A 23,312-nucleotide genomic window follows, 5' to 3' on the forward strand; every position below is an offset into this window, starting at 1 on the left:
GCATGGCCAAGGCGATTATGCTCCAGGGCACGGGCTCCGATGTCGGCAAGACGGTGCTGGTCGCCGGCCTTTGCCGGGCGGCGAAGAAGCGCGGCCTAAAAGTGCGGCCGTTCAAGCCGCAGAACATGTCCAACAACGCAGCCGTGGCCGACATTCCCGGCGAGATAGGTGGCGGTGAGATCGGCCGCGCGCAGTGGCTGCAGGCCATCGCCTGCGGTGTCGCGCCCTCCATCCACATGAACCCGGTGCTGCTCAAGCCACAGAGCGATGTCGGCTCGCAGGTCGTCGTGCAGGGCAAGGTGTTCGGCCAGGCCAAGGCGCGCGACTATCAGGCCATGAAGGCGCAGCTGATGGGCGCGGTGCTCGATTCCTGGCAAAAGCTGGGTGAGGATGCCGACCTTATCATCGTCGAAGGCGCCGGCTCGCCCGCCGAGATCAACCTGCGCCCACGCGACATCGCCAATATGGGCTTTGCCACGCGCGCCGACGTGCCGGTCATCCTCGTGGGCGACATCGACCGCGGCGGCGTCATCGCCTCGGTCGCCGGCACGCATCTGATCCTGCCAGACGCAGACCGGCGCATGATCGTCGGCTACCTCATCAACAAGTTCCGAGGCGACGTGACCCTGTTCGACGACGGCATCGCCGCGATCAACCGCTTCACCGGCTGGCCCTGCTTCGGCGTGGTGCCATGGCTGAAGGCGGCGGCGCTGTTGCCCTCGGAAGATTCGGTCGTTCTCGAACGGCTGACGGCCGGCGAGGAGAGGGCGCTGAAGGTCGCCGTGCCGATGCTCGGCCGCATCGCCAATTTCGACGATCTCGATCCGCTGCGCGCCGAGCCGCAGGTGGAAGTAGTTTTTGTCCCGCCAGGTCAAAGGCTCCCGGCCGATGCGGGCCTCGTAGTCATTCCCGGTTCCAAGTCGACCATCGCCGACCTGCTGGCCTTCCGCGAAAACGGCTGGGACCGCGATCTGGAGGCGCATCGCCGCCGGGGCGGCAATGTCGTCGGCATCTGCGGCGGCTACCAGATGCTCGGCCGCGTGGTGCGCGACCCGCACGGCATTGAAGGCTCGGTAAAGGAGGCCGAAGGGCTCGGCCTGCTCGACATCGAAACGGTGATGGAGCCGGAAAAGACGGTGCGCAATGTGACCGCGCGCTCGGTTCATTTCGACACGCCGCTCGAGGGCTACGAGATCCATCTCGGCGCGACCGCCGGGCCGGACTGCCTGCGCCCCGCCGCCGTCATCAACAATACCGACGACGGTGCCACCTCGGCCGACGGAAAAGTGTTCGGCACCTATATGCACGGGCTGTTCGGTGCCGATGCTTTCCGCGCCAAGTTTCTTGAAAGCCTCGGCATCAAGGGCGCGGGGATAGACTATCGGGGCGAGGTCGAACGCGCGCTGGACGAGATCGCAGCGCATTTGGAGGCACATCTCGACGTCGACGCGATCCTTGCCGCCGCCCGCTGACTAGTCTGCCGGCTCGTTCGCTTTCGGCCAATAGGTGCCGAACGACCAGATATTGCCTTCCGGGTCGGCGCAGATGAATTCCTTGCTGCCATAGGTGCGCTCGACCACGCCCTCGAGGATCTTTGCCTGCGCGGCCTCGGCGCGAGCATGCATCGCCTCGACATCGTCCACGGCGACATAGATCGCCTTGCCGCCGTTCGGTCCCGGCGCGCCGACGAGATTGCCAAAGCCGTCGTCGCGGGCCGTACCGATCATGATCATGGAGGAGCCAAGTGCCAGCTCGGCATGCTGCACCACGCCCTTGTCGTCGTGGTAGCGGGCGCGGACGATGAACCCGAAAGCGTCCACCAGCCAGTCGATCATGGCGGCGGCGTCACGATAGCGGAAGGTGGGAAAGATGCGCGGCGGCTCGATGGGGCTGATGGCGGTCATGGCTCTCTCCGGTCGTATGCCCACGGATAAGTCATGGTGCCGGAAGCTTGTTCCCCGGTCATCCGAAATTTTCAGGCCAGCTTGCGCGCGCCTTTCAGGCGCCGATCATCACCCGCAGCGGATGGGTAGGGTCCATCAACAGCTTCACCGCCAGCGCAATGCAGGTGACGACCAGCAGCGGCTTGATCAGCTTTGCGCCATTGCGGATTGCCATATGCGCGCCCAGGCGCGCGCCCAGAAACTGCGCCACGCCCATGACGATGCCGACCTTCCACGAAATCACGCCGACAAAGGCGAAGGCGATGAAGGCGCCGATATTGGAGGCGAAATTGAGCAGCTTGGTATGCGCGGTCGCCTTCAGCACGCCGTAGCCGAGCAGGGTGACGAAAGCGAGCATGAAGAAGGACCCGGCCCCCGGACCGAAAACGCCGTCATAGAAGCCGATGGCCGGCACGATGACGAGGCCAAAGAGAAACGGCGACATGCGTTCGTGACGGTCGACATCGTTCATGTTCGGCTTCAGCGCGAAATAGAGCGCGATGGCGACCAGAATAAAGGGCAGAACCAGGCTGAGCAGCTTACCCGGCAGAACCGTGGCCAGCAGCGCGCCCGCGATGCTGCCCAGGCATGACATGAACGCGGAAGGCAGCTGCCGGCGCAGGTCGACATGGCCCTTGGCGGCATAGGTGATGGTGGCCGAGCCGGAGCCGAACAGGCCCTGCAGCTTGTTGGTGCCCAGCGCCTCGACCGGTGAGAAACCCGCGATGAGCAGCGCGGGCACGGTGATCAGCCCGCCGCCTCCCGCAATCGAGTCAACGAAGCCGGCTATGAAGGCGGCAATCGCAAGAAAAGCGATGGTTTGGGTGGCAAGGTCGATCATCGGAGAGCCATGCAAGGCAGGGGAGGTTCGCCGGTTCGACCACACCAGGCCGGTTTGCGCAAGCCGCATTTCGCGCTACCAATCCCTATAAGGCAGGAGCGAGGATTCGATGGCACACGGTTTGTTGGCGCAGATACGAACTCTGTTCGAAGGCGATCCCGGTGTCCGCAAGGTCGCGGACGACCCGGTGCTGACGGCCGAACTGTTGCTGCTCTTCCGCATGATCCTCGCCGACGGCACGGTGAGCGAGAGCGAAATGGCGGTGTTCCGCCGCATCTGCGAGGAGTCTTTTGGCATTGCCGGCGACAGCCTCGACGCAGTGGTCGAATATCTCCAGGACTATGGCTACGAGACCACCGGCTCCCAGGCGGTGGCCATGTTCCAGGATCTCGACATCGAGCGGCGCAAGGAGCTTGCCCGCCACATGGCCGAAATTGCCAAGGCCGATGCACAGCTTTCGGAGAACGAAGTGCGCCTCTTGCGCCGCACCATCGACATGCTCGGCGTCAGCCCGGCCGATGTAGTGAAACCGGCCGGCTGAAGTTCCTTGAACCGGCTGCCCGGCCGGGTCCCCGATGCTTCGCATCGTCCCGGCGTTCGCTGGTCTTTCGCGTTCCTTGAACCGGCTGCTCACCCTTGTTCCTGCAGCCGTTTTGCAATCGCCCGGCGCAAGTCGGGCGAGGCGGAAACGAGCGCCTTGGCCGCTTCCGATTGCGGGTTGCCCAGAACGTCTGAAGTCTTGCCGCGCTCGACGATCTTGCCGTCATGCATCACCATCACGTCGTCGGTAATGGCGCGCGCCACCGACAAATCGTGGGTGATGAACAGATAGGCCACGCCCAGTTGCTGGTTGAGGTCGGCGAACAGGTCAAGAATCTGCGCGCGGATCGACACGTCCAGCGCCGAGACCGGCTCGTCGGCCACCACCAGTTTTGGGCGGGTGATGATGGCGCGGGCTATCGAAAGGCGCTGGCGCTGGCCGCCGGAAAACTCGTGCGGATATTTGTCCATGTCAGCCGGCTTCAGCCCGACTTCGTGCAGGGCGCGCGCAACCAGGTCGCGGCGCTCGGAGCCTTGCGGCTGCTTCTCCAGCGTGTGCAGCGGCTCGGCCACCAGCCGCTCGACCTTGTGGCGCGGGTTGAACGAACCGTAGGGGTCCTGGAAAACCACCTGCATGTTGCGCCGCGCCGGCTTCAGCGCGGCCTCGTCGCGCCCGGTCAACTGCTCGCCCATGAAGCGGATGGCACCGCCGGTTGGCTGGTCGAGCGCCAGGATCATGCGCGCCAGCGTCGACTTTCCGCAGCCGGAGCGGCCGACCAGCGCCGTCGACTGGCCTTCCTTCATCGAGAAGGACACGCCATCCACCGCCCGCATCGGCTCGGGCTTGCGAAACAGGGAGGTGCGGTGGCCGGGATAGTCGCGTGACACGGCCTCGACCTGCAAAAGGTCGTGCGTCGGCTGTTCGGTCCCACGAATCTTTGCCCGCGCCGGCACATGCATGGAGGCCTGCGCGAGCTGGCGGGTATAGGGATGGTCCTGCGCGGAAAGCGTCGGCGCGGTCTCGCCCGTCTCCATCACCTCGCCATGGCGCATGACGGTGATGCGGTCGGACATCTCGGTGACGACGGCGAGGTCGTGCGAGATCAGAAGCAGCCCCATCCGGTTCTCGTCCACCAGATCGCGCAGCAGGTCGAGGATCTGCGCCTGCAGCACCACGTCGAGCGCGGTGGTGGGCTCGTCGGCTATCAGCAGCTTGGGTTTCAGCGCGCAGGCAATGGCTATCACGACGCGCTGGCGCTGGCCGCCCGACAGCTCGTGCGGATAGCGCGACAGCGGAAATTTCTTCGCCGGCAGTCCGACTCGATCGAGGATTTTTCGGGCGCGGTCCTCGGCCTCGGCGCGTGAGGCGCGCGTGTGCCAGCGAATGCCCTCGGCCACCTGTTCGCCGATGGTCTTGACCGGATTGAGCGCCGTCATCGGCTCCTGGAACACCATGCCGATCTTATTGCCGCGCAGCTTGCACATGGCCGGTTCCGGCGCGGCGAGGATATCGATGCCGTCGAAATGCACGCGGCCCTTGGCCTTTGCCACGCTCGGCAGAAGCTGCATGACGGTCAGCGCCGTCATCGACTTGCCCGAACCGGATTCGCCCACAAGCCCCATCACCTCGCCGGCGTCGAGCGTCAGGTCGACGTCCTTCAAAATCGGCACGCGGCCGATGTTCAGCGACAGCTTTTCGATTTCCAGAAGGCTCATCGCTGCCGCCTCAGCTTGGGATCGATGACGTCGCTGATGCCATCGCCGAGCAGGTTTAGGCCGAGCACGGTGATGACGATGGCAAGGCCGGGGAACAGCGCCAGGGTGGGCGCTACCATCATGCGCGTCTGCGCGTCGAACAGCATGCGGCCCCAGCTTGGCATTGGCGGCTGCACGCCGAGCCCGACATAGGAGAGCCCGGCTTCCGCCAGCACGCCGAGCGCGAACTGGATCGTGCCCTGCACCAAAAGCAGGTTGGCGATATTGGGCAGGATGTGCTCGGCCGTGATCCGCGCCTTGCCCTTGCCGGCGGCGCGGGCGGCGAGGATGAATTCGCGCGGCCAGATGGCAAGCGCGCCAGCGCGCGCCACGCGCGCGAAGACCGGGATGTTGAAGATACCGATGGCGATGATGGCGTTGATCGCGCTCGGTCCGAAGATGGCGGTGATCAGGATCGCCATGACCAGGGCAGGGAAGGCGAACACCACGTCGTTGAAGCGCATCAGCACCTCGTCGACGATGCCACCGCGCGCGGCAGCCCAGCAGCCCAGCGGCACGCCGACGCCCATGCCGATCACCACGGCCACCAGCGCGACCGCGATGGAAGCGCGCGCGCCGACCATGATCATCGACAGCACGTCGCGACCGAACTGGTCGGTGCCGAACCAGTGTGCGGAGGAGGGCGGCAGCATACGGTCGGCCACCACCAGCTTGGTCACATCGTAAGGCGTCCAGAAGAAAGACAGCAGCGCCATGCCGGCAATGAACAGCGTGAGCAGCGCGCCGACGACGAAGGATCGGTTGCGCAGAGCCAGCGCCAGGAAGCCGGGCTGCGGCTCGGGAACGGGCTCGTCGGCAATGATCGTCATCGTCTTGTCCTTAGGCGCGGGTCGACGATCGCGTAGGAGATGTCGACCAGCAGGTTGACGAGCACCACCACCGCCACCAGCAGCATCACCACGCTTTCCACCACGATCAAGTCGCGCTGGGTGATGGCCTGAAAAATCAGCCGGCCGAGGCCGGGAAGATAAAAGACGTTCTCGATGATGATGGCGCCGGCCAAAAGGAAAGCGAATTGCAGGCCCAGGATCGTCAAGACAGGGATCAGCGCGTTGCGCAGCGCATGGTGCCACAGCACGACGTTGCGGGGCATGCCCTTGGCGCGCGCAGTGCGGATGTAGTCCTCGCCCAGCACTTCCAGCATGGCTGAGCGCGTGACGCGCGAGAGGATCGCGGCTTGCGGCAGGGCGAGCGCGATGGCCGGCAGGATCAGCGATTTCAGCGCCGGCCAGACGCCCGCGCTCCAGCCGGGAAAGCCGCCGGCCGGAACCATGTGCAGCCACACGGCGAAGACGTAGATGAGAAGCAGCGCGAACCAGAAGTTCGGCACGGCAACGCCGATCTGCGCGGCGCCCATGGAGATCGTATCGGCCAAGCGCCCGCGCCGCTCGGCGGAAAAGATGCCGACCGGAATGGCGATCAGCGTCGAGAGCGCCAGCGCAATCATGGCAAGCGGCAGGGAGACGACCGACCGCTCCAAGACTAGGTCGCGAACCGGCACATTGTAGGTGTAGGACTTGCCGAGATCGAAGGTCAGCAGGCGGCTGACCCAGTCGACATAGCGGACGAGCAGCGGCTGATCGAGGCCCATCTGGTCGCGCAGCGCCTGCACCGCGTCGGCCGTGGCGTTCATGCCCAGCATCAGCCGCGCGGGGTCGCCCGGCACGATCTCGATCATCGAGAACACCACCACCGACGCGACGGCAAGCGTCACAAGGGCTATCAGCAACCGTTTGGTCAGGTAGGCGGTCATGGTGTCAGCCTGCCCAAAAAGAAACTGCCCCGGAAGTCGTTTCCGGCTCCGGGGCAGTGTTTCTCAACAGATGCTTGATCAATCGGCCCACTTAACCTTGGTCAGGTCGTTAGCCAGGATCGGTGCGTTGTCCCACAGGCCTTCGAGCTTGGCGTCCCACACGCCGATCTTCGGCAGCTCAAAGAGGAACCCCACCGGAACGTCCTTGGCGAGGATCTTCTGCGCCTCGCCGTAGAGCTCCTTGCGCTTGCCTTCATCGGAGGTGAGGTTCAGCTTGTCGATCACCTTGTTGAAGTCGGGGTTCTGGTAATTGAAGTAGTAGTCCTTGCGCGAATAGATATCGATGTCGTTCGGCTCGGTGTGCGAGACGATCGTCATGTCGTAATCCTTGTCGGTGAAGACCTGCTTCAGCCAATCGGCCCATTCGAGCGGGATGATCTCTGCGTCGATGCCGATCTCGCGCAGCTCGGAGGCGATGATCTGGCCGCCGTCGCGGGCATAGGGCGGGGGCGGCAGCTTCAGCGTGGTCTTGAAGCCGTTTTCGAGGCCGGCCTCCTTCAGCAACTCCTTGGCCTTTTCGACGTCATGCGGATAGGTGCCGGTCAGGTCGATATAGGCCGGGTTATGCGGCGCGAAATGCGAGCCGATCGGCGTGCCGAGGCCGTTGGATGCGCCGTCGATGATCGCCTGGCGGTCGAGCGCGTGCGAAATCGCCTGCCGCACCTTGAGATTGTCGAAGGGCGGCTTCTTGTTGTTCATGGCAAGGATGGTCTCGCCCTCGGTCGAGCCGATCACCACCTTGAGGCGCGGGTCCGACTGGAGCTGGGACAGGCTGTCGCCCACCGGCATGTTCGGGAAGGCCTGCACGTCGCCGGAGAGGATCGCCGGCACGGCAGCCGAAGCGTCGGGGATGATGCGGAACTCGACCTTGTCGAGATAGACCGGCTCGCCCCAATAGTTGTCGGCCTTGACCAGCTTGATCGAGGAGCCGCGCGCCCAGCTGTCGAATTTGAACGGCCCGGTGCCGATCGGCTTTTCCTTGTTGGTGTCGGCCGACTTGGGCGACACGATCACCGCATCGCCCCAGCCCATATTGTAGAGGAACGCGCCCTGCGGATTCTTCAGCGTCACCTTGACGGTGGTGGGATCGATGACCTCGACGGTGTCGATCGCCTCGAACAGGCCCTTCTGGGCGTTGGTGGAATCCGGCGCACGGGCGCGGTCGAGCGAGAATTTCACGTCCTCGGCGCTGAAGTCGGAGCCGTCGTGGAATTTGACGCCGCTGTGCAGCTTGAAGGTGTAGACCTTGCCGTCATCGGAAACGGTCCAGCTTTCGGCCAGGTCAGGCAGCACCTCGCCCTTGGGGCCGATACGGGTCAGACCCTCGAAAACATTGGCATAGACCACTTCGCGGATGGCCGCGGCGGCACCCGCCGTCGGGTCGAGATGCGGCGGCTCCAGCACCACGCCGAGCACGAGGTCGGTTCTGGCGGCCATGGCCGCTGTGCTTGTCGCCAGCGCGATCGCCGCTGCCGCAAGGATCGTCTTCCAGGATTTCATCGTTGCCCTTCTCCCATTGCCTTCAACGAGCTTGGATAGAAACGTGAATCTTCCCCTGAGTAAATCACGTTTGTATCAATGCAACTCCGCAAAACGGACTCTTTCCCGGCAAAATTGTGCCAGCGGGGAAACCCATTGCCGGCTTAACCTGTCACCTTTCCGCGCAGCAAAAGGCCGAGCCCAATGGCCATTACCTTGGCCGATTGCACCATGTCCTCGATGCCCACCCATTCGTCCGGCCGGTGGGCGAGATCGAGAATGCCGGGGCCGTAGGCGATGCAGTCGTAGATGTGGCCGATGCGGGCGACGTGCTTCTGGTCGTAGGTGCCCGGCGAGATGACATATTCCGGCTCGCGGTCGAATATCTCTTGAATGCCGCGGGCCACCGCCTTCACCACCGGTGCGTCGCGCTCGGTCATGGTCGGCTGAACTTCCATGATGTCGCGGATTTCATAGTCGAATTTCGGCCGCTCGCGCTTCAGCCGGTCTAGGATAGAGGTGACCTCGCCCTTCACGTCCTGCAGCTTTTCTTCCAGCAGGAAGCGCCGGTCGATGGTCACGCGGCACCAGTCCGGCACGTTGGGCGAGGGCAGGCCGGGCCGAAAATCCTCGGTCTGCCCGCCATGGATGGAGTTGATGTTCAGGGTCGAGCGCCGCGCGCCTTCCGGCACCACGGGCATGCTCGTCCGCTTCTTGTCGAGGGCCGGGAACAGCTCTTCCTCGAAGGCGGCCAGCACGGCGCCCATGTGGCGCACCGCGCAATCGCCGAGGAACGGCATGGAGCCGTGCGCGATCTCGCCCTTGGTCTCGATCTCGGCCCACCACACGCCGCGATGCCCCAGGCAGATGCGGTCCTTGTTGAGCGGCTCGGGAATAATGACGTGATCGACGCGCGGCTTGGAAAAGTAGCCCTTGCCGGCCAGATAGGCGACGCCACCGAAGCCTCCGGACTCCTCGTCCACCGTGCCCGATATCTCGATTGCGCCCGGAAAATCCGGATAGACGTCCATGAAGGCTTCGACCGCGATGATGGAGGCGGCAAGCCCGCCCTTCATGTCGCAGGCGCCGCGGCCATAGACGCGGCCGTCCTTCACCACGCCGCCGAAGGGATCGACGGTCCAGCCGTCGCCGGCCTCGACCACGTCGATATGCGAGTTGAAATGCACCGTCGGGCCGGGGCTTCGGCCGTCGAAGCGGGCCACCACATTGGTGCGCGGATAGCGGTCGCTGTCGCCGGGCGTGCCTTCACCGCGGATGTATTCGACGCCGAATCCGCGTTTCCTCAGGCGCTCGCCGATATATTCCGCGCAGGGGCGATAGGCCTCGCCAGGCGGGTTGACGGTCGGGAAACGGATCAGCTCGGAAGTGAGTTCGACAAGGTCATCGACCCGGTCTTCGATTGTCTTGAGGAGCTTTTCGTTCATGCGAGCGACGTGCTGCCTTGATCTGTAACAACCGGATCAATCTACACGTCGTCTGGCCGAAGTCGAGCGAAGCGCTTTGGGCCAGGATATCGGAAAATCGCCGCCCCGGGAGGAGGGGGCGGCGAAAGCCGGAAATAGAATCAGGGACGGACGGCTGTCACTTCGATTTCCACCAGGAAGCCGGGGTTGGCGAGGCCTGCCACCTGGAACACCGAGCGGGTCGGCAGGTTGGGCTGAGCTTCGGTGCCGAAGAACTGCTTGTAGCCTTCCATGAAGCCGCCGAAATCCATCTTGCCGCCCTTTTCCGGGTCGCCGACCAGGAATACCTGCATCTTGACCACGTCGCCCATCTTCAGGTCGAGGCTGTCGAGCGTCTTTTCGATGGACTTGAGAACAGACTCGGTCTGGGCCTTGGTGTCGCCATAGGCGGCCACAGTGGACTTGTCGGCCTTCTCGTCGACAACGCTCGGCACCGCGCCGCTGACATAGACCGTGGTCTTGTCGGCGGGAATCTCGACGGCCTGGGCGATCGGGAAATCCGAATTCGGGATCTTGTGGCGCACGATGTCCTCGGCCATCGCGCTTCCGGCCATCAAGAGGGTCGCCGCAAGGGTGGCCGTTCCGATCCGCATCTTCTTCATCGCTTATCTCCTTGTATGCAAAGGGGGGAGAGCGGCCGGCTGAACCGGCCGCTCTGTCTTATCAGCGGGCGCCGGCGACGTCCTCGACCGTCACCTCGTCCTTGTAGTCGTTGCCGAAGTGGGTGCGCACATAGTTGACCACGGCGGCCACCTGCTCGTCACTCATCATCTCGCCCACCGGCGGCATGCCCTTCTGGCCATGCAGCACGATGTAGACGGGATAGCCGGAGGACTCGAGGTTCTCGTTCTTGGCGAGCGCCGGATAGTGTCCTGCACCAACCGCGCCCTGGCCCTCGTTCATATGGCAGGCCTGGCAGAGGTTGGAATAGAGCGCCTCGCCGGTCTTCTGGGAGAACTTCTCTCCGTCGCTGAAGGTCGCTCCGGCCGAGTCGGCAAGAGCGCCTGCTGCTGTGAAGGCGGTGAAGAGCGCCGTGGCGGCGATGAGGCCGAGCGGCCGTTTTGTCTGGATGGTCATGACGACTTTCCTTGCGAAATGGATGATGAAGGTTGGATCGCCATCATGCCTGCAGCACGCGCTTGTGCAGGCGCTCGATCGCGTTCAGCGACGACAGGATCGCACCTTCCTGCCAGCCAGGGATGTACGATGCATGTTCGCCGGCGAGCACGATGCGGCCATCGATCTGGCACAGATTGTCGTAGTGCTGCTCGCGCGCCTCGTCCGTCCAGTCACCGGCGCAGCCGAGGGTGAACGGCGAGCGGTGCCACGCCCAGGATATGCCGGTCTCGAACTCGTCCTTGTACTGCGGGTGGATCTGCGAACCGTATTCCACCGCGCGCTTGACGCGCTCTTCCGGCGACATGGCGGTGAACTCGTAGGAGTTCGGGCCATTCCAGGTGTAGCAGCCCAGCAGCACGCCCTTGCCGGTCGTGTTGAAGCTGGTGCTCGGGTAGGAGATCTGCGTGATCGGCAGGTTGGTGTAGCTGATGCCGCCGAAGATCAGGTCGTCCTCTTCCCAGAAGCGACGCTTGAACTGCAGGCCGACCTTGACCGACGACGCATAGGGCACCGCGCTGATCGCCGTCTTCATCGCCGCGCCGACCTGAATGTCGATCTGGCTCAGGATCGTCAGCGGGATGGTGCAGACGCACCAGTCGGCGCTCGCCGTCTGGACGGTGCCGGGGTTGGACGTGTCCTCATAGGTGACGGTGACGCCCTTCTCGCCCTGCTCGATCTTGGTGATCTTGGCGTTGTAGGTGATGAGGTCGCCGACCTGCTTGGCGAAGGCCTCGCCGATCTTGCCCATGCCGCCGACCGGCTGGAACATGGTGGTGTGGAACTCGTAGAGGCCGAAATTGGCCAGGCTGCCCCACAGGCCCGACTTCAGGATGTCGGAAAGGCCGATCGGCTCACCGGGGATCGGAGCCGCGCCGAGGCCGCCGCCGGGATCCTTCTCGTAGCCGCGGAACTCGGCCGAGACCGCGCCCTTGGCATAGGCATAGTCCTTGTCCAGCGCGCCCCACGACTTCAGCGCTTCCAGCAGGATCTCCTGGTCTTCCTTGCTGACGTCGCCCTCGAGCTTGCCCTTCTGGGTCACCTTGCCGAGCAGTTCGGCGACATGGCCCTGGAAGTCGGTCTTGATGTCACGCATGCGCTGCGGCTTGCCGCCGAAGGCGTTGGAGTTGTGGAGGAAGGCGTTGTGGTTGATCTGCTGGAACGGCTCCAGCTGCACGCCCAGCCGCTTGCAGTAGTCGAGCAGGCCGTTGTGGTGGTACGGAATGCGCCACGGACCTGGGTTGATGTACATCCCCTCGTCGAATTCGCACTTCTGCGTCGCGCCGCCGAGTTCGGTGACGGTGTCGCCGCCACGAATGGTCCAATTGCGACCTCCCGCACGCTTGTTGAATTCAAGGATCTGGACCTTGTAGCCGGCCTGGCGCAGTTCGAGCGCGGCCGTCATGCCGGCAAGGCCGGCACCCAAGATAAGCACCGAGGCGCCCTTGGGATCGCCTTCGAGCTTGATACGCCCCTTGTAGCCAGACTCAGCCGCGAAGCCGAGGCTGGTCATCGCCTGGTACATGACTGCGCTGCCGGCAGTCACGCCGATCAACGACAAAAGATCTCGCCGGCTGATGCCGGTAAGTGATTTATATTGCTGCATCTTTTAACCCTTCCGGCTCATGGCCCAATAACGGGACCGCGCCATATCAAACTGGAAATCTGCGCTCACAGGCGCCCAGCTGCGGGCCGAACCTATGCCTATGGCAATCTGTGTCAACCAGACGCAGGCGGATGGAGCAACCTGTCCACGGTTCTGGCGCAATTGCCGCGACGGCATCTGCCGCCTGCGGTTTTTCAATGAAGTTGCGTATTGACAGCCGATTTTTCCGCCTAGTTTTAAACCGATAGAGAATTTTGAAGTTTTATTGCCGGGAACTGCCGGTATCACAATGAAGTGAAAACGGTTTGATCGATGCGCAAGGCTCTCTTCGTGACTGCGGCGCTGATGATTTCTGTTGCGCCGCAACAACTCCTGGCGGCTAGTCTTGTCGCCAAGATAAACATTTCAACCCAGACGATGACGGTTAGCCGCGATGGGCTAGTCATCCACAAATGGCGGGTTTCCACCGCGCGCAGGGGCTATGTGACGCCACGCGGAACATGGCGCCCGGTGCGGATGAACCGCATGTGGTACTCGCGCAAATACGACATGACGCCGATGCCATATGCAGTGTTCTTCCGCGGCGGCTATGCCATTCACGGCACGAATGCGGTGCGCCATCTGGGGCGCCCGGTGTCGCATGGCTGCGTGCGGCTCGCCACCGGCAATGCTGCGCAGTTCTTTTCGCTGGTCCAGCAATACGGGCCCGGCGACACGCGCATCATCGTCACCAACTGAGGCGCCGGCCTTTCGGCCGTCGTCCCTAGGCTGGAAGAGTTTTGCTGCCTTTGCCGAATCGGCGGGCGGAATTTTGCCGTGAACTGATTCTTTCTGGCATTTCATTTCGATGGCGCGCTCTGCTAGGAATTGATCGGAGGAGCAGACCGATGAATTCCGAGCCGCGCGTCGCGTTGTCCAGGCCTGTTGCGGACGAGGTCCGCAAGACGACCTGCTATATGTGCGCCTGCCGCTGCGGCATCAACGTGCACCTCAAGGACGGCAAGATCCGTTACATCGAGGGCAACCGCGACCACCCGGTCAATCGCGGCGTGCTGTGCGCCAAGGGCTCGGCCGGCATCATGCAGCATTATGCGCCGGCCAGGCTTCGCGCGCCGCTGAAGCGGGTTGGCCCGCGCGGCTCCGGCCAGTTCCAGGAGATTTCCTGGGAGGAGGCACTGTCCACCGCAACCGAATGGCTGGGCCATGTGCGCCACACCGACCCAAAGAAGCTCGCCTTCTTCACCGGGCGCGACCAGTCGCAGTCGCTTACCGGCTTCTGGGCGCAGCAGTTCGGCACGCCGAACTATGCCGCCCACGGCGGCTTCTGCTCCGTCAACATGGCCGCCGCCGGCATCATGACGCTGGGCGGCGCCTTCTGGGAATTCGGCGCGCCCGACTGGGAGCGGACAAAACTGTTTGTCATGTTCGGGGTCGCGGAAGACCATGACTCCAACCCGATCAAGATGGGCATCGGCAAGCTGAAGAAGCGCGGCGCGCGCTTCGTGTCGGTCAATCCCGTGCGCACCGGCTATTCGGCCGTGGCCGACAGCTGGATAGGCATCAGGCCGGGCACTGATGGGTTGCTGATCCTGTCCGTCGTCCACGAGTTCCTGAAAGCCCGCAAGATCGATGTCGACTATCTTGTGCGCTACTCCAACGCCTCCTGGCTGGTGATCGATGCGCCGGGTACGGGCGAGCATGGCCTGTTCGCGCGCGACGCCGAGGGCAAGGTACTGGTCTACGAGACCGTTACCGAGCGGCCGGTGCCCCTGGGTACGCCGGGGGCTAGGGCTGCTCTTTCGGGCCGCTTCGAACTGGCCGACGGGCGGTTTGCCGTGCCCTCCTTCCAGCTTCTCGCCGAAAAATACCTCGACCCGAAATATGCGCCCGAAGTGGTGGCGGAAGAGACGGGCGTTGCCGCCGATGTGATCCGCGGCCTGGCCGCCGAGATCGCGCGCGTCGCCTTCGACGAGGCCATCATCGTCGAACAGCCCTGGACCGACGTGCATGGCGAGCGTCATCCCTATTTTGTCGGCCGGCCGGTAGCCTTCCACGCCATGCGCGGGCTTTCGGCCCATTCCAACGGTTTTCAGACGGCGCGAGCGCTGCACATGCTGCAGGTGCTGATCGGCGCGGTCGATTGCCCCGGCGCCTTCCGCTTCGAGCCGCCTTATCCCAAGCCGATGACCGCGCACCCGACGCCGCACGGCAAGGCCGAGCATTTCGGGTCCGACAAGCCGCTTTCAGGGCCGCATCTCGGTTTTCCGCGCGGACCGGAGGATCTGCTTGTAGACGCCCAAGGCAAGGCCACGCGCATCGACAAGGCATTTTCGTGGGGCGCGCCGATTGCAGCGCACGGCATGATGCATATGGTCATCGCCAACGCCCATGCCGGCGATCCGTACCCGATCGACGTGCTGTTCATGTACATGGCCAACATGGCCTGGAACTCGTCCATGAACACCGCCGGCACCATGAAAATGCTGACGGACAAGGACCCGGAGACCGGCGAATACCGCATCCCGAAGATCATCTATTCCGACGCCTATTCGTCGGAAATGGTCGCCTATGCCGATCTCGTGCTGCCGGACACGACCTATCTGGAGCGCTACGACTGCATCTCGCTGCTCGACCGCCCGATCTCTGAGCCCGACGCGGTGCAGGACGCCATCCGTTGGCCGGTTCTGGAGCCCGATCGCGACGTGCGCGCCTTCCAGACCGTGCTGCTCGATCTCGGTGCGCGGCTGAAGCTGCCCGGCTTTGCCGACAATCACGGTCATCCGCTCTACAAGGACTATGCCGACTACATCGTGCGCCATGAGCGCCGGCCGGGCATTGGCCCGCTCGCCGGCTTCCGCGGCACCAATGGCGACCGGGCAGGGCGCGGTGCGGCCAATCCCGACCAGCTGGAGCGCTACATCGAGAACGGCTCGTTCTTCTCGGCGCATATTCCGCTCGAAGCGCAGTTCATGAAGCACGCCAACCAGGCCTATCAGGACTTTGCGGTGCGCATGGGCTTCTTCGACACGCCGCAGCCGGTGACCTTCCAGCTCTATCTGGAGCCGCTGCAGAAGTTCCGCCTGTCTGCGGAAGGCCTGCGCGAGCCGGTCGCACCAGAGACGCATCGTGAACGCATCCTGCAGGCCTTCGATCCGCTGCCAAACTGGTATCGGCCGTTCGGCGAGGCGATGGTCGATTGCGAGACCTATCCCTATCACGCGATCACCCAGCGGCCGGCGGCGATGTACCATTCCTGGGGATCGATGAACGCCTGGCTACGCCAGATCCATACGAAGAACCCGCTCTACGTGCCGGGGCCGATCTGCGACGAGCTTGGCCTCGTCGACGGCGACTGGGTCTGGGTTACGTCGAGCCATGGCCGCATCAAGGTCGAGATCGCGCGCATGGAGGCGGTCAACTCGCGCACCATCTGGACCTGGAACGCCATCGGCAAGCGCGCCGGCACCTGGGCGCTGGATGCCAAGGCGCCCGAAGCCACCAAGGGCTTCCTTATGAACCACCTGATCAACGAGTTGTTGCCGCCACGCGCGGACGGCATGCGCTGGTCGAATTCCGATCCGATAACCGGGCAGGCGGCATGGTACGACCTGCGTGTCCACATCGAAAAGGCTGAGGCCGGCGCGGTCAGCGAGCCGCATTTCCCGACGATCGCGCAGCCACAAACCGAGCCGCATCCTGCAGTTCAGCGCTACGGACAGGAGTGGGCGACATGACCTCACTGCCTTCGTTGCCAACACCCAAAAAGCTTGGCCTCGTCATCGACCTCGACACCTGCGTCGGCTGCCACGCCTGCGTGGTAAGCTGCAAGGAATGGAACACCGGCGGCTATGGCTCCGCCCTGTCGGACCAGGATCCCTACGGCGCCGATGTCTCGGGCGCTTGGCTGAACCGCGTGCACAGCTTCGAAGTGGTGCCGGAAGGCGGCGAAGTCGTGGGCGAGGCGGGGCAGGCGCGCATCGTGCATTTCCCGAAATCGTGCCTGCACTGCGAGGATGCGCCCTGCGTCACCGTTTGCCCTACCGGCGCGTCCTACAAGCGCTCCGCTGACGGCATCGTGCTGGTCGATGAGGACAAGTGCATCGGCTGCGGCCTCTGTGCCTGGGCCTGCCCCTATGGCGCGCGTGAGATGGATCTTGCCGCCGGCGTCATGAAGAAATGCACGCTCTGCATCGACCGCATCTACAACGAGACACTGGAAGAGGTAGACCGCGTTCCGTCCTGCGTGCGCACATGCCCGGCCAATGCCCGCCATTTCGGCGATCTCGGCGATCCGAACTCGGCCGTTTCCATCCTAGTCGCCGAGCGCGGCGGCATGGACCTGATGCCGGAGCAGGGCACGAAACCGGTCAACAAGTACCTGCCGCCGCGTCCGCGAAAATCCCTGGCCGAAAGTGCGCACACGCTGCCGCTGGCTGAAAACACCGAAGGCGCCAAAGGCTTCTTTGCCTGGCTCGACGGAATGCTGGACAGAATCTGACCTCATGCATCCCGCCTTTTCGATCATCATTTTCACAACCCTTTCCGGCCTCGGCTACGGGCTTGCGGGCGTGCTCGGGCTTGATCTGCTCGATCCGGCCGCTACGGCGACCAAATGCGCGCATGCGCTGGCGCTGGCCCTGATCTCAGTCGGGCTTTTGTCCTCGGCCGGGCACCTAGGAAATCCGCAGCGCGCCTGGCGGGCGTTTTCGCAGTGGCGCTCAAGCTGGCTGTCGCGCGAAGGCGTGATGTCCATCATCACCTTCGTGCCGCTGCTGGTGTCGGCTTGGGCGAGCATCGCTGAAGGGCGTTATCTGGCGCTGCCGGGGTTCCTGGGCGCCGTGCTGTGCGCCGTCACGGTCTATTGCACGTCGATGATCTACGCCTCTCTGAAGTCCGTGCAGGCTTGGCATACGCCGCTGACACCAGTCTGCTACCTGCTTTTTGCCGCCGCTGGCGGATTTGTGCTTGCCAGCGTCTTCGCCTTCGCAGGCGGTGGAAACACGCGTGTCCTGCCGCTTCTCGCTATTGTGTTCCTCGTTGCCGCCTGGGCGACGAAACTGCGCTGGCGCAAGCGGATGAAAGACCTTGTGCCGCTATCGACGCCCGAGAGCGCAACTGGCCTTGGCAATATCGGGCGCGTGCGGCTGTTCGAGCGGCCGCACGTGACGGAAAATTATCTGACGCGCGAAATGGGTTTTAAGGTCGCCCGCAAGCATGCCGAAAAACTCTGGCGCATAGCCCTCGTTGCGGGAGGCGTCGTTCCGGCGGTACTGCTGCTCGCTCTTGCGGCGCTGGGCGGCCAGGGAACCTTGCCGGTGACGATTGCTTCGCTTGCGGCGCTGGCGCATTGGGCTGGTGTCTTTGTCGAGCGCTGGCTGTTCTTCGCCGAGGCGCGCCATTCGGTGATGAATTACTATGGCGGGTAGCTTCAATCCTTCGCCAGCCGAACGGGCTTGCGCTTGTCGAGCGCGGCGAGACGTTTGAGCAGCTTCCGGATCGCAATCTTCTGGGCGGCGCGTTCGTTGTGCCCCTGCGGGCCCCAGGGCGTCCAAAGCGCAGCGCCGGTCTTCCCCGGCGATTTCGTCCGCTTGCCCATGGTGCTCCCTCCTGCAATGGACGGAGAACGGGCAGCATTCCGCTTTGTTGCGTAGGGACCCTATTAAATCGCGGTAAGGTTCGGCCTAAGCCTTCTCGATGATCTTGAAGCGCGGCTTGCGCTTGCCTTTGCTCAACTGCCAGCGCTTGTGGAACCACATCCACTGGCCGGGATCTTCGCGCACCCAGCGCTCGACCACGTCGTTGAGGATCTGGGCCGTCCCTGCAAGATCGATCGTGCCACTGGCCGAGCGAGGCAGTTCGAGCTTGTCCTCGATCTCCAGGCGGAAGCGGTTGTTCGGCAGGCGGATGCAGCGGGCCGGGTAGACGTCGCAATCGAACTGGCGCACCAGCTTGGGCAACAGCGGGCTGGTCTCGCAAGGGCGCCCGAAGAACGTGCTGCGAATGCCGCGCGTGAACTTTTGGTCCACCAGCATGCCGATCGTGCCCCTCTTCTCGAGCAGGCGGGCAAGCGTAAACGAGGCGCCGGCCTGCGAAGCCAGCAGGTCGCCCATATTGGCGCGGCGCGTCGAGAGGATGTAGTCGGCGATGTAGGGGTTGTTGGGCGGCCTGAACAGCGCCGTCACCTTCAGGCCGTAAGTCGCGCCAGCAATCGGCAGCAGCTCGAAATTGCCGAGATGGCCGGTGAAGATGATGTGCGGCTTGTCTTCCGCCGCTATGCGCTGGAACAGGGGCACGCCGGAGACCTCCACGCGGCCGGGCTCCTTCGCATCGGGATCGTAGTCGAAGAGCTGGTCGAGGAAGATGTACTCGGCCGCCAGCCGGGCCATGTTGCCCCACATGTCGAGCGCGATGGCCTCGATCTCGGCCTCGCTCTTTTCGGGGTAGGCATGGCGCAGATTTTCGAGCGCGACCTTGTGGCGGCCCACCAGGGGGCCGAGCCTGCGGGCCGTGCGATCGGCGAAGTTCAGCGCTTTGTCGCTCGGCAGGTGGCGCAGCGCCGACAAAAGCGCCCGGGCGACCTGGGCAGTCAGCCAGTAGCGTGCCTGCGTGGTCCGCACCGAGAGGCGGTAAAGAAAATCCTTTGCCGCTACCTTGATCTTGCGCTGCATCTTTTTGCCGTCACCCGACGTGAAGGATGATCTTGCCGAACACGTCGCGGCCTTCCATGCGCTTCAGCGCCGCGTCGATGGAGCCGAAATCGACCTCGGTATCGATCACCGGGTGAACGAGCCCGGCGGCCATCTTCTGCATGGCGTTGGCCATGTTTTCCATGCGGCAGCCGAAGGAGCCGAGCAGCTTGAGCTGCTGCTGGAACAGCATCATCAGGTTGACTTCGGTCGAAACGCCGGAGGTCGAGCCGCAGGTGACAAGCCGCCCGCCGCGCTTGAGGCTGAACATGGAGCCTGCCCAGGTGTCCTTGCCGACATGCTCGAACACAACGTCCACGCCCTTCTTCTTGGTCAGCTTGCGCACGACGCCTTCGAAGCGGTCCTGGCGATAATTGATCACGTGGTCGGCGCCGAGCGCCTTGGCCTTCTCGATCTTCTCGTCGGAGCCCACGGTGGTGATGACCGTGCAGCCGATCTTCTTGGCAAGCTGGATGGCCGCCGAACCGATGCCCGAGCCGCCGGCATGGACCAGGATCGTCTCGCCGGGCTCGAGCTTGGCGTTGTCGAACAGCATGTGTTCGACCGTGCCGAAGGTGACGGGTGCAAGTGCAGCGCCCACGGCATCCACGCCGGGAGGGGCCGGCACCAGCAGGCGCGCCGGAAGGTTCATCTTCTCCTGCGCAAAGCCGTCGAGGTGGAAGCCGTGCACGCCCGAGACGTGTTCGCAGAGATTGTCGCGGCCTTCGCGGCAGGGGCGGCAGAGACCGCAGGTGCGCGCGCCGTAGATCGACACGATCTGGCCCGGAACCAGGTTGGAAACGCCGGGGCCGACCGTCTCGACCACGCCCGAGGCTTCGGCGCCCACGGTGAGCGGCAGCTTGCGCTTGGCAAACGCCATGCCGCGCCAGCCCCAGACGTCGATGTGGTTGAGCGCCACGGCCTTGATGCGCAGAGTTACCTCACCGAGCGCCGGTGCGGGCGGCTCGGGGATCTCCACCGTCTCGAGCTTGCGATCCTCGATGAGTTGCAGTGCGCGCATCGGGCCTCTTCCTTCGTCAAACATCAGTGCGGAACGCCCGCGGCGTTTCGGGCAAAGTCACGCGACATAACAAAACGGAGCGCGCGGCGGCCGGTCGGGTCGCTTCATCGCACTCCGGAACCATTGGAAGGGTCGATTAGACCGGTTCCCGCGCCATGACAAGGCAGGTGTTCTGCCCGCCGAAGCCGAAGGAATTGGAAAGCACGGTAGAAACCTGCGCCTCGCGCTTCTTGTTCGGCACCACATCCAGCTCGATGGCCGGGTCGGCATTGTCATAGTTGATCGTCGGCGGGATTACGCCTTCGCGCATGGTCAGAAGCGAGAAGGCGGCCTCGATGGCGCCCGCGGCCGACAGCGTGTGGCCGATCATCGACTTGTTGGAAGAGATCGGCGTGGCGCGCATGCGCTCGCCGAACACGGTCGAGAGCGACAGGTGCTCCATCTTGTCGTTTTCGGGCGTCGAGGTGCCGTGGGCATTGACGTAGTCGATGCCGTCTTCGCCGAGGCCTGCATCGGCAAGCGCTGCCCGCACCGCACCTATGGCCGGCGAGCCGTCCGGCTTGGAGCGGGTGCGGTGGAAATCGTCGGATTTTTCGCCGCAGCCCTGCAGAATGCCGAGCACGGTCGCGCCGCGCGCCACCGCACTTTCGAGCGATTCCAGCACCAGCGCCGCCGAGCCTTCGGCGAGGACAAAGCCGTCGCGGTCCTTCGAGAATGGCTTCGAAGCCTTCTCGGGCACGTCGTTCTGCGTAGAGAGCGCCGAAAGCAGCGAGAAGCGAATCAGGGCCTCGGCGGTCGCCGAGCCGTCGGCGCCGATAGACAGCGCGCGCTCGCATTCGCCGCGGCGGATCGCCTCGACGCCGAGCTGGATGGCCGTGGCGCCCGAAGCGCAGGCGGTGGAAAGCGTGATCGGCAGGCCGCGCGTGCCGAACTCGTCGGCGAGACGGGCGGCAATGGAGCCGAACTGCGAGGTCTCGAAAATGTCGAGGCTCGGCAGGTTGCGGGCAACCGTGAACAGGCGGTCGGTGGCGCTGCCTTCCTTGCCGTCGAGGTAGAGGGCAAAGCGGTCATGCCAGTCGAGCTCGACGGGCGGGGAGGCGAGGAACAGCGGGCCACCGAAATTCTCGGTGTCGAGACCAGCTTCGGCGATCGCCTCGCGGCCGGACCGCTCGGCAAGCTCGAAGGTCAGCGCGCTGGCGCCCTTGTTGCTCGACGGCAGGAAATCGACAGTGCCGGCAATCGTCGTGTTGAGGTGCTCGACCGGAAAGCGCGTGATCTTGTGGATGCCCGAGCGCCCCGAGGTGAGGGCCGCCCAGTTGTCGGCCTTGCCGACGCCGAGCGAAGTGACGACGCCAATGCCGGTGACGGCGACGATGGGCCTGCCGAGATGGTCGTTGTACTTAGCCATGTGCGTTCCGGTTCAATCGGGTGCGCCAACCAGCGCCAAGCCCTCGAAATAGTGATAGCCGATCGCGGTCGCCAGCACCGAGCGCGGCGTACCCTCATAAGCCTTCTCGTTCGCCGCGTCGAAGGCCGGGTAGCCGGCCTTGCGGTTGACTGCCAGTGCCGCAAGCGCCACCGCGAACGGGAACTGCGCTTCTTTCATGTGGCCGGTGAGCGTTCCGAATGCGCGCGCGACGAGCTGCGGATTGCGCTCCAGCGCTGCCTTTTCGGCCTTTGTCGCGGCGTGCGCGCCGGAGGCACCGGACATTGCGAGCAGTTGGCCGTTCGCCGGCAGGTTCGTCTTGTCGAGCAGGCCGGCAATGGCCTCGCCCAGATCCTGCTTGCGACGGCGGGTGAGATCGGAAACCACGGGGCCGAGCGTCGCGTAGATGCGCGCGCCGCGTGCTTCGGCATGCTCGCGCGATTCCAGCACCAGGAAGGCCGCGCCCGAGCCGCTGACCACACCACCGCCTTCGCCGCCTTCACGCTGCCACACCGGCTTCCAGGGGCCGCGATGCAGGTAGCCGCCGAGCTCGTAGCCCAGCAGCATGTCGGGATGTTCGGTCTGGAACGCGCCGCCTACCAGCACATGCGTCGACTGGCCCGAGCGGATGCGTGCCGCCGCCGTGTCGACCGCCGAAACGCCGGCGCCTTCCTCGCCCATGAAGGTGCGCGAAGATCCGGTGACCTTGTGGACGATGGAGATGTTGCCGGCGAGCAGGTTGGAAAGCTGCGCCAGGAAAAGCGTCGGCCGAAGCTCGGTGGTCAGCTTCTCGTTCAGCAGTACGTCGCGGTCGTTGCGCGTCTCGGAAGCTTCGAGGATCGCGTTGTCCACCGTTCCGTCGCGCTCGCCGCCGCCGGCCGCCACCACCATGTCCATGGTGGCGCACAGCGCTTCGTCGGTCTTGATGCCGGCATCGTCCAGTGCAAGGCCTGCCGTGTAGGTGCCGAGCCGCTGCCAGGTCTCCATCTGCCGCTGGTCGCCGCGCTTGGCGATCTGCAGGCCCCAGTCGATTTCCGGCAGGGGGTGGACGGAGTAGGGGGAATAGCGTTCGGCATCCACTGTCGGCGCCGCGTCAGTGGCGGTCAGCTTCTGCCAATGCGCATCGGTGCCTTCGCCCAGCGACGAGACAAGGCCGATGCCGGTGATGACGACGTCGTGGGCGCTCATGGGCAACTTTTGTGGGTCAGGCCGCTTGTCCCGTCAAGGGTCAGGCGGCAGCCTTTGCTGCGACCAGACCGTCGATCTTGGCGCAGAGGTTCTTCATCAGGAAGTAGTCGTCGGTAGAGGCCTTGCCGTCGTTGACGTCCTGCGTCCACTTCTCGAGCGGCACCTTGATGCCGAATTCCTTGTCGATCGCAAAGACGATGTCGAGGAAATCGAGGCTGTCGATCCCGAGGTCATCGATGGTGTGGCTCTCGGGCGTGATGGTGTCGAGGTCGATCTCGCTCGTGTCGGCGATGATCTTGGCAACTTTCTCGAATGTCGTGGACACGGCTTATCCTTATGATGTGCGGGCGGATTCCTTTCCGCGCAGGTTTGTTCGGCTCTCTAATCCGTTTT

The 23,312-nt window shown here is 64.1% G+C and carries 22 protein-coding genes; 6 read left to right on the top strand and 16 right to left on the bottom strand.

The annotated features are described in order from the left end of the window. Positions 1-2 precede the first annotated feature (2 nt). Complete coding sequence (locus C7I85_RS01690) at positions 3-1,472, top strand: cobyric acid synthase (RefSeq protein WP_106722210.1); 1,470 nt, start codon at positions 3-5, stop codon at positions 1,470-1,472. Here C7I85_RS01690 and C7I85_RS01695 read toward each other — a convergent pair whose 3' ends face one another. Together C7I85_RS01695 and C7I85_RS01700 are read right to left on the bottom strand one after the other, a co-directional pair. Then, complete coding sequence (locus tag C7I85_RS01695) at positions 1,473-1,904, bottom strand: VOC family protein (protein ID WP_106722211.1); 432 nt, start codon at positions 1,902-1,904, stop codon at positions 1,473-1,475. A 94-nt stretch (positions 1,905-1,998) separates the two neighbouring features. Beyond that, positions 1,999-2,784 carry a TSUP family transporter gene (locus C7I85_RS01700; protein WP_106722212.1) on the bottom strand — a complete coding sequence of 262 codons (786 nt, stop codon included), beginning with the start codon at positions 2,782-2,784 and terminating at the stop codon, positions 1,999-2,001. A 109-nt stretch (positions 2,785-2,893) separates the two neighbouring features. On the opposite strand from C7I85_RS01700, the gene C7I85_RS01705 reads away from it, so the two are divergent. Then, entirely contained in the window at positions 2,894-3,325 is a 432-nt protein-coding gene (locus C7I85_RS01705; RefSeq protein ID WP_106722213.1) for a TerB family tellurite resistance protein, read from the top strand. Between the two features lie 89 nt (positions 3,326-3,414). Here the strand turns inward: C7I85_RS01705 and C7I85_RS01710 are convergent, their stop codons facing one another. The 8 genes from C7I85_RS01710 to C7I85_RS01745 all read right to left on the bottom strand — a co-directional run bounded on the left by C7I85_RS01710 (position 3,415) and on the right by C7I85_RS01745 (position 12,598). Further along, a complete protein-coding gene (locus C7I85_RS01710; protein WP_106722214.1) occupies positions 3,415-5,040 on the bottom strand; it encodes an ABC transporter ATP-binding protein in 1,626 nt (541 codons plus the stop codon). Continuing rightward, positions 5,037-5,909 carry an ABC transporter permease gene (locus tag C7I85_RS01715; RefSeq protein ID WP_106722215.1) on the bottom strand — a complete coding sequence of 291 codons (873 nt, stop codon included), beginning with the start codon at positions 5,907-5,909 and terminating at the stop codon, positions 5,037-5,039. Before C7I85_RS01715 ends, C7I85_RS01710 begins: the two co-directional genes overlap by 4 nt. Beyond that, a complete protein-coding gene (locus C7I85_RS01720) occupies positions 5,906-6,853 on the bottom strand; it encodes an ABC transporter permease (RefSeq protein WP_106722216.1) in 948 nt (315 codons plus the stop codon). The genes C7I85_RS01715 and C7I85_RS01720 overlap by 4 nt, the downstream gene beginning before the upstream one ends. 78 nt (positions 6,854-6,931) lie before the next feature. Then, entirely contained in the window at positions 6,932-8,413 is a 1,482-nt protein-coding gene (locus tag C7I85_RS01725) for an ABC transporter substrate-binding protein (protein WP_106722217.1), read from the bottom strand. Positions 8,414-8,556: 143 nt separating this feature from the next. Next, positions 8,557-9,837 carry an acetylornithine deacetylase/succinyl-diaminopimelate desuccinylase family protein gene (locus C7I85_RS01730; RefSeq protein WP_106722218.1) on the bottom strand — a complete coding sequence of 427 codons (1,281 nt, stop codon included), beginning with the start codon at positions 9,835-9,837 and terminating at the stop codon, positions 8,557-8,559. A 140-nt stretch (positions 9,838-9,977) separates the two neighbouring features. Next, positions 9,978-10,478 (bottom strand): RidA family protein, encoded by a 501-nt coding sequence (locus tag C7I85_RS01735; protein ID WP_106722219.1) that lies wholly within the window; start codon positions 10,476-10,478, stop codon positions 9,978-9,980. A gap of 61 nt (positions 10,479-10,539) precedes the next feature. Continuing rightward, entirely contained in the window at positions 10,540-10,953 is a 414-nt protein-coding gene (locus tag C7I85_RS01740; RefSeq protein ID WP_106722220.1) for a c-type cytochrome, read from the bottom strand. 43 nt (positions 10,954-10,996) lie between these two features. After that, positions 10,997-12,598, bottom strand: coding sequence for a flavin monoamine oxidase family protein (locus tag C7I85_RS01745; RefSeq protein WP_106722221.1), 1,602 nt, complete (start codon positions 12,596-12,598; stop codon positions 10,997-10,999). Positions 12,599-12,910: 312 nt separating this feature from the next. Between C7I85_RS01745 and C7I85_RS01750 the strand changes: the two genes are divergently transcribed. The 4 genes from C7I85_RS01750 (at position 12,911) to C7I85_RS01765 (ending at position 18,024) form a co-directional block, all read left to right on the top strand. Continuing rightward, positions 12,911-13,336: a L,D-transpeptidase gene (locus C7I85_RS01750; protein ID WP_106722222.1), complete on the top strand. Its 426-nt coding sequence runs from the start codon at positions 12,911-12,913 to the stop codon at positions 13,334-13,336. A gap of 149 nt (positions 13,337-13,485) precedes the next feature. Continuing rightward, entirely contained in the window at positions 13,486-16,332 is a 2,847-nt protein-coding gene (locus tag C7I85_RS01755) for a molybdopterin oxidoreductase family protein (RefSeq protein WP_106722223.1), read from the top strand. After that, on the top strand, positions 16,329-17,096 hold the full coding sequence (locus C7I85_RS01760; RefSeq protein WP_106722224.1) for a 4Fe-4S dicluster domain-containing protein: 768 nt from the start codon (positions 16,329-16,331) through the stop codon (positions 17,094-17,096). Before C7I85_RS01755 ends, C7I85_RS01760 begins: the two co-directional genes overlap by 4 nt. 4 nt (positions 17,097-17,100) lie before the next feature. Further along, the gene (locus C7I85_RS01765; RefSeq protein ID WP_106722225.1) at positions 17,101-18,024 is read left to right on the top strand and encodes a dimethyl sulfoxide reductase anchor subunit family protein; all 924 of its coding nucleotides are present in this window, start codon (positions 17,101-17,103) and stop codon (positions 18,022-18,024) included. A gap of 2 nt (positions 18,025-18,026) precedes the next feature. Here the strand turns inward: C7I85_RS01765 and C7I85_RS30860 are convergent, their stop codons facing one another. From C7I85_RS30860 to C7I85_RS01790, 6 genes are all read right to left on the bottom strand, one after another. Continuing rightward, complete coding sequence (locus C7I85_RS30860) at positions 18,027-18,194, bottom strand: hypothetical protein (RefSeq protein WP_181257050.1); 168 nt, start codon at positions 18,192-18,194, stop codon at positions 18,027-18,029. 85 nt (positions 18,195-18,279) lie between these two features. After that, entirely contained in the window at positions 18,280-19,266 is a 987-nt protein-coding gene (locus C7I85_RS01770; protein ID WP_106722226.1) for a lipid A biosynthesis lauroyl acyltransferase, read from the bottom strand. Between the two features lie 10 nt (positions 19,267-19,276). After that, on the bottom strand, positions 19,277-20,305 hold the full coding sequence (locus tag C7I85_RS01775) for a zinc-binding dehydrogenase (RefSeq protein WP_106722227.1): 1,029 nt from the start codon (positions 20,303-20,305) through the stop codon (positions 19,277-19,279). 136 nt (positions 20,306-20,441) lie between these two features. Further along, positions 20,442-21,713 carry a beta-ketoacyl-ACP synthase gene (locus C7I85_RS01780; protein WP_106722228.1) on the bottom strand — a complete coding sequence of 424 codons (1,272 nt, stop codon included), beginning with the start codon at positions 21,711-21,713 and terminating at the stop codon, positions 20,442-20,444. A 12-nt stretch (positions 21,714-21,725) separates the two neighbouring features. After that, the gene (locus tag C7I85_RS01785) at positions 21,726-22,919 is read right to left on the bottom strand and encodes a beta-ketoacyl-ACP synthase (protein ID WP_106722229.1); all 1,194 of its coding nucleotides are present in this window, start codon (positions 22,917-22,919) and stop codon (positions 21,726-21,728) included. A gap of 40 nt (positions 22,920-22,959) precedes the next feature. Next, positions 22,960-23,244 (bottom strand): acyl carrier protein, encoded by a 285-nt coding sequence (locus C7I85_RS01790; protein ID WP_026060674.1) that lies wholly within the window; start codon positions 23,242-23,244, stop codon positions 22,960-22,962. Positions 23,245-23,312: the final 68 nt, after the last annotated feature.

The organism is Pseudaminobacter soli (ex Li et al. 2025) (genome assembly GCF_003012705.1).
Lineage (GTDB): Bacteria > Pseudomonadota > Alphaproteobacteria > Rhizobiales > Rhizobiaceae > Pseudaminobacter > Pseudaminobacter soli.

Coding starts and splice junctions, on each gene's coding strand:
- C7I85_RS01745 (WP_106722221.1), bottom strand. CDS start 12,598: ATGCAGCAATATAAATCACTTACCGGCATCAGCCGGCGAGATCTTTTG.
- C7I85_RS01775 (WP_106722227.1), bottom strand. CDS start 20,305: ATGCGCGCACTGCAACTCATCGAGGATCGCAAGCTCGAGACGGTGGAG.
- C7I85_RS01780 (WP_106722228.1), bottom strand. CDS start 21,713: ATGGCTAAGTACAACGACCATCTCGGCAGGCCCATCGTCGCCGTCACC.
- C7I85_RS01785 (WP_106722229.1), bottom strand. CDS start 22,919: ATGAGCGCCCACGACGTCGTCATCACCGGCATCGGCCTTGTCTCGTCG.
- C7I85_RS30860 (WP_181257050.1), bottom strand. CDS start 18,194: ATGGGCAAGCGGACGAAATCGCCGGGGAAGACCGGCGCTGCGCTTTGG.
- C7I85_RS01760 (WP_106722224.1), top strand. CDS start 16,329: ATGACCTCACTGCCTTCGTTGCCAACACCCAAAAAGCTTGGCCTCGTC.
- C7I85_RS01720 (WP_106722216.1), bottom strand. CDS start 6,853: ATGACCGCCTACCTGACCAAACGGTTGCTGATAGCCCTTGTGACGCTT.
- C7I85_RS01740 (WP_106722220.1), bottom strand. CDS start 10,953: ATGACCATCCAGACAAAACGGCCGCTCGGCCTCATCGCCGCCACGGCG.
- C7I85_RS01770 (WP_106722226.1), bottom strand. CDS start 19,266: ATGCAGCGCAAGATCAAGGTAGCGGCAAAGGATTTTCTTTACCGCCTC.
- C7I85_RS01690 (WP_106722210.1), top strand. CDS start 3: ATGGCCAAGGCGATTATGCTCCAGGGCACGGGCTCCGATGTCGGCAAG.
- C7I85_RS01735 (WP_106722219.1), bottom strand. CDS start 10,478: ATGAAGAAGATGCGGATCGGAACGGCCACCCTTGCGGCGACCCTCTTG.
- C7I85_RS01710 (WP_106722214.1), bottom strand. CDS start 5,040: ATGAGCCTTCTGGAAATCGAAAAGCTGTCGCTGAACATCGGCCGCGTG.
- C7I85_RS01705 (WP_106722213.1), top strand. CDS start 2,894: ATGGCACACGGTTTGTTGGCGCAGATACGAACTCTGTTCGAAGGCGAT.
- C7I85_RS01730 (WP_106722218.1), bottom strand. CDS start 9,837: ATGAACGAAAAGCTCCTCAAGACAATCGAAGACCGGGTCGATGACCTT.
- C7I85_RS01765 (WP_106722225.1), top strand. CDS start 17,101: ATGCATCCCGCCTTTTCGATCATCATTTTCACAACCCTTTCCGGCCTC.
- C7I85_RS01695 (WP_106722211.1), bottom strand. CDS start 1,904: ATGACCGCCATCAGCCCCATCGAGCCGCCGCGCATCTTTCCCACCTTC.
- C7I85_RS01755 (WP_106722223.1), top strand. CDS start 13,486: ATGAATTCCGAGCCGCGCGTCGCGTTGTCCAGGCCTGTTGCGGACGAG.
- C7I85_RS01725 (WP_106722217.1), bottom strand. CDS start 8,413: ATGAAATCCTGGAAGACGATCCTTGCGGCAGCGGCGATCGCGCTGGCG.
- C7I85_RS01715 (WP_106722215.1), bottom strand. CDS start 5,909: ATGACGATCATTGCCGACGAGCCCGTTCCCGAGCCGCAGCCCGGCTTC.
- C7I85_RS01700 (WP_106722212.1), bottom strand. CDS start 2,784: ATGATCGACCTTGCCACCCAAACCATCGCTTTTCTTGCGATTGCCGCC.
- C7I85_RS01750 (WP_106722222.1), top strand. CDS start 12,911: ATGCGCAAGGCTCTCTTCGTGACTGCGGCGCTGATGATTTCTGTTGCG.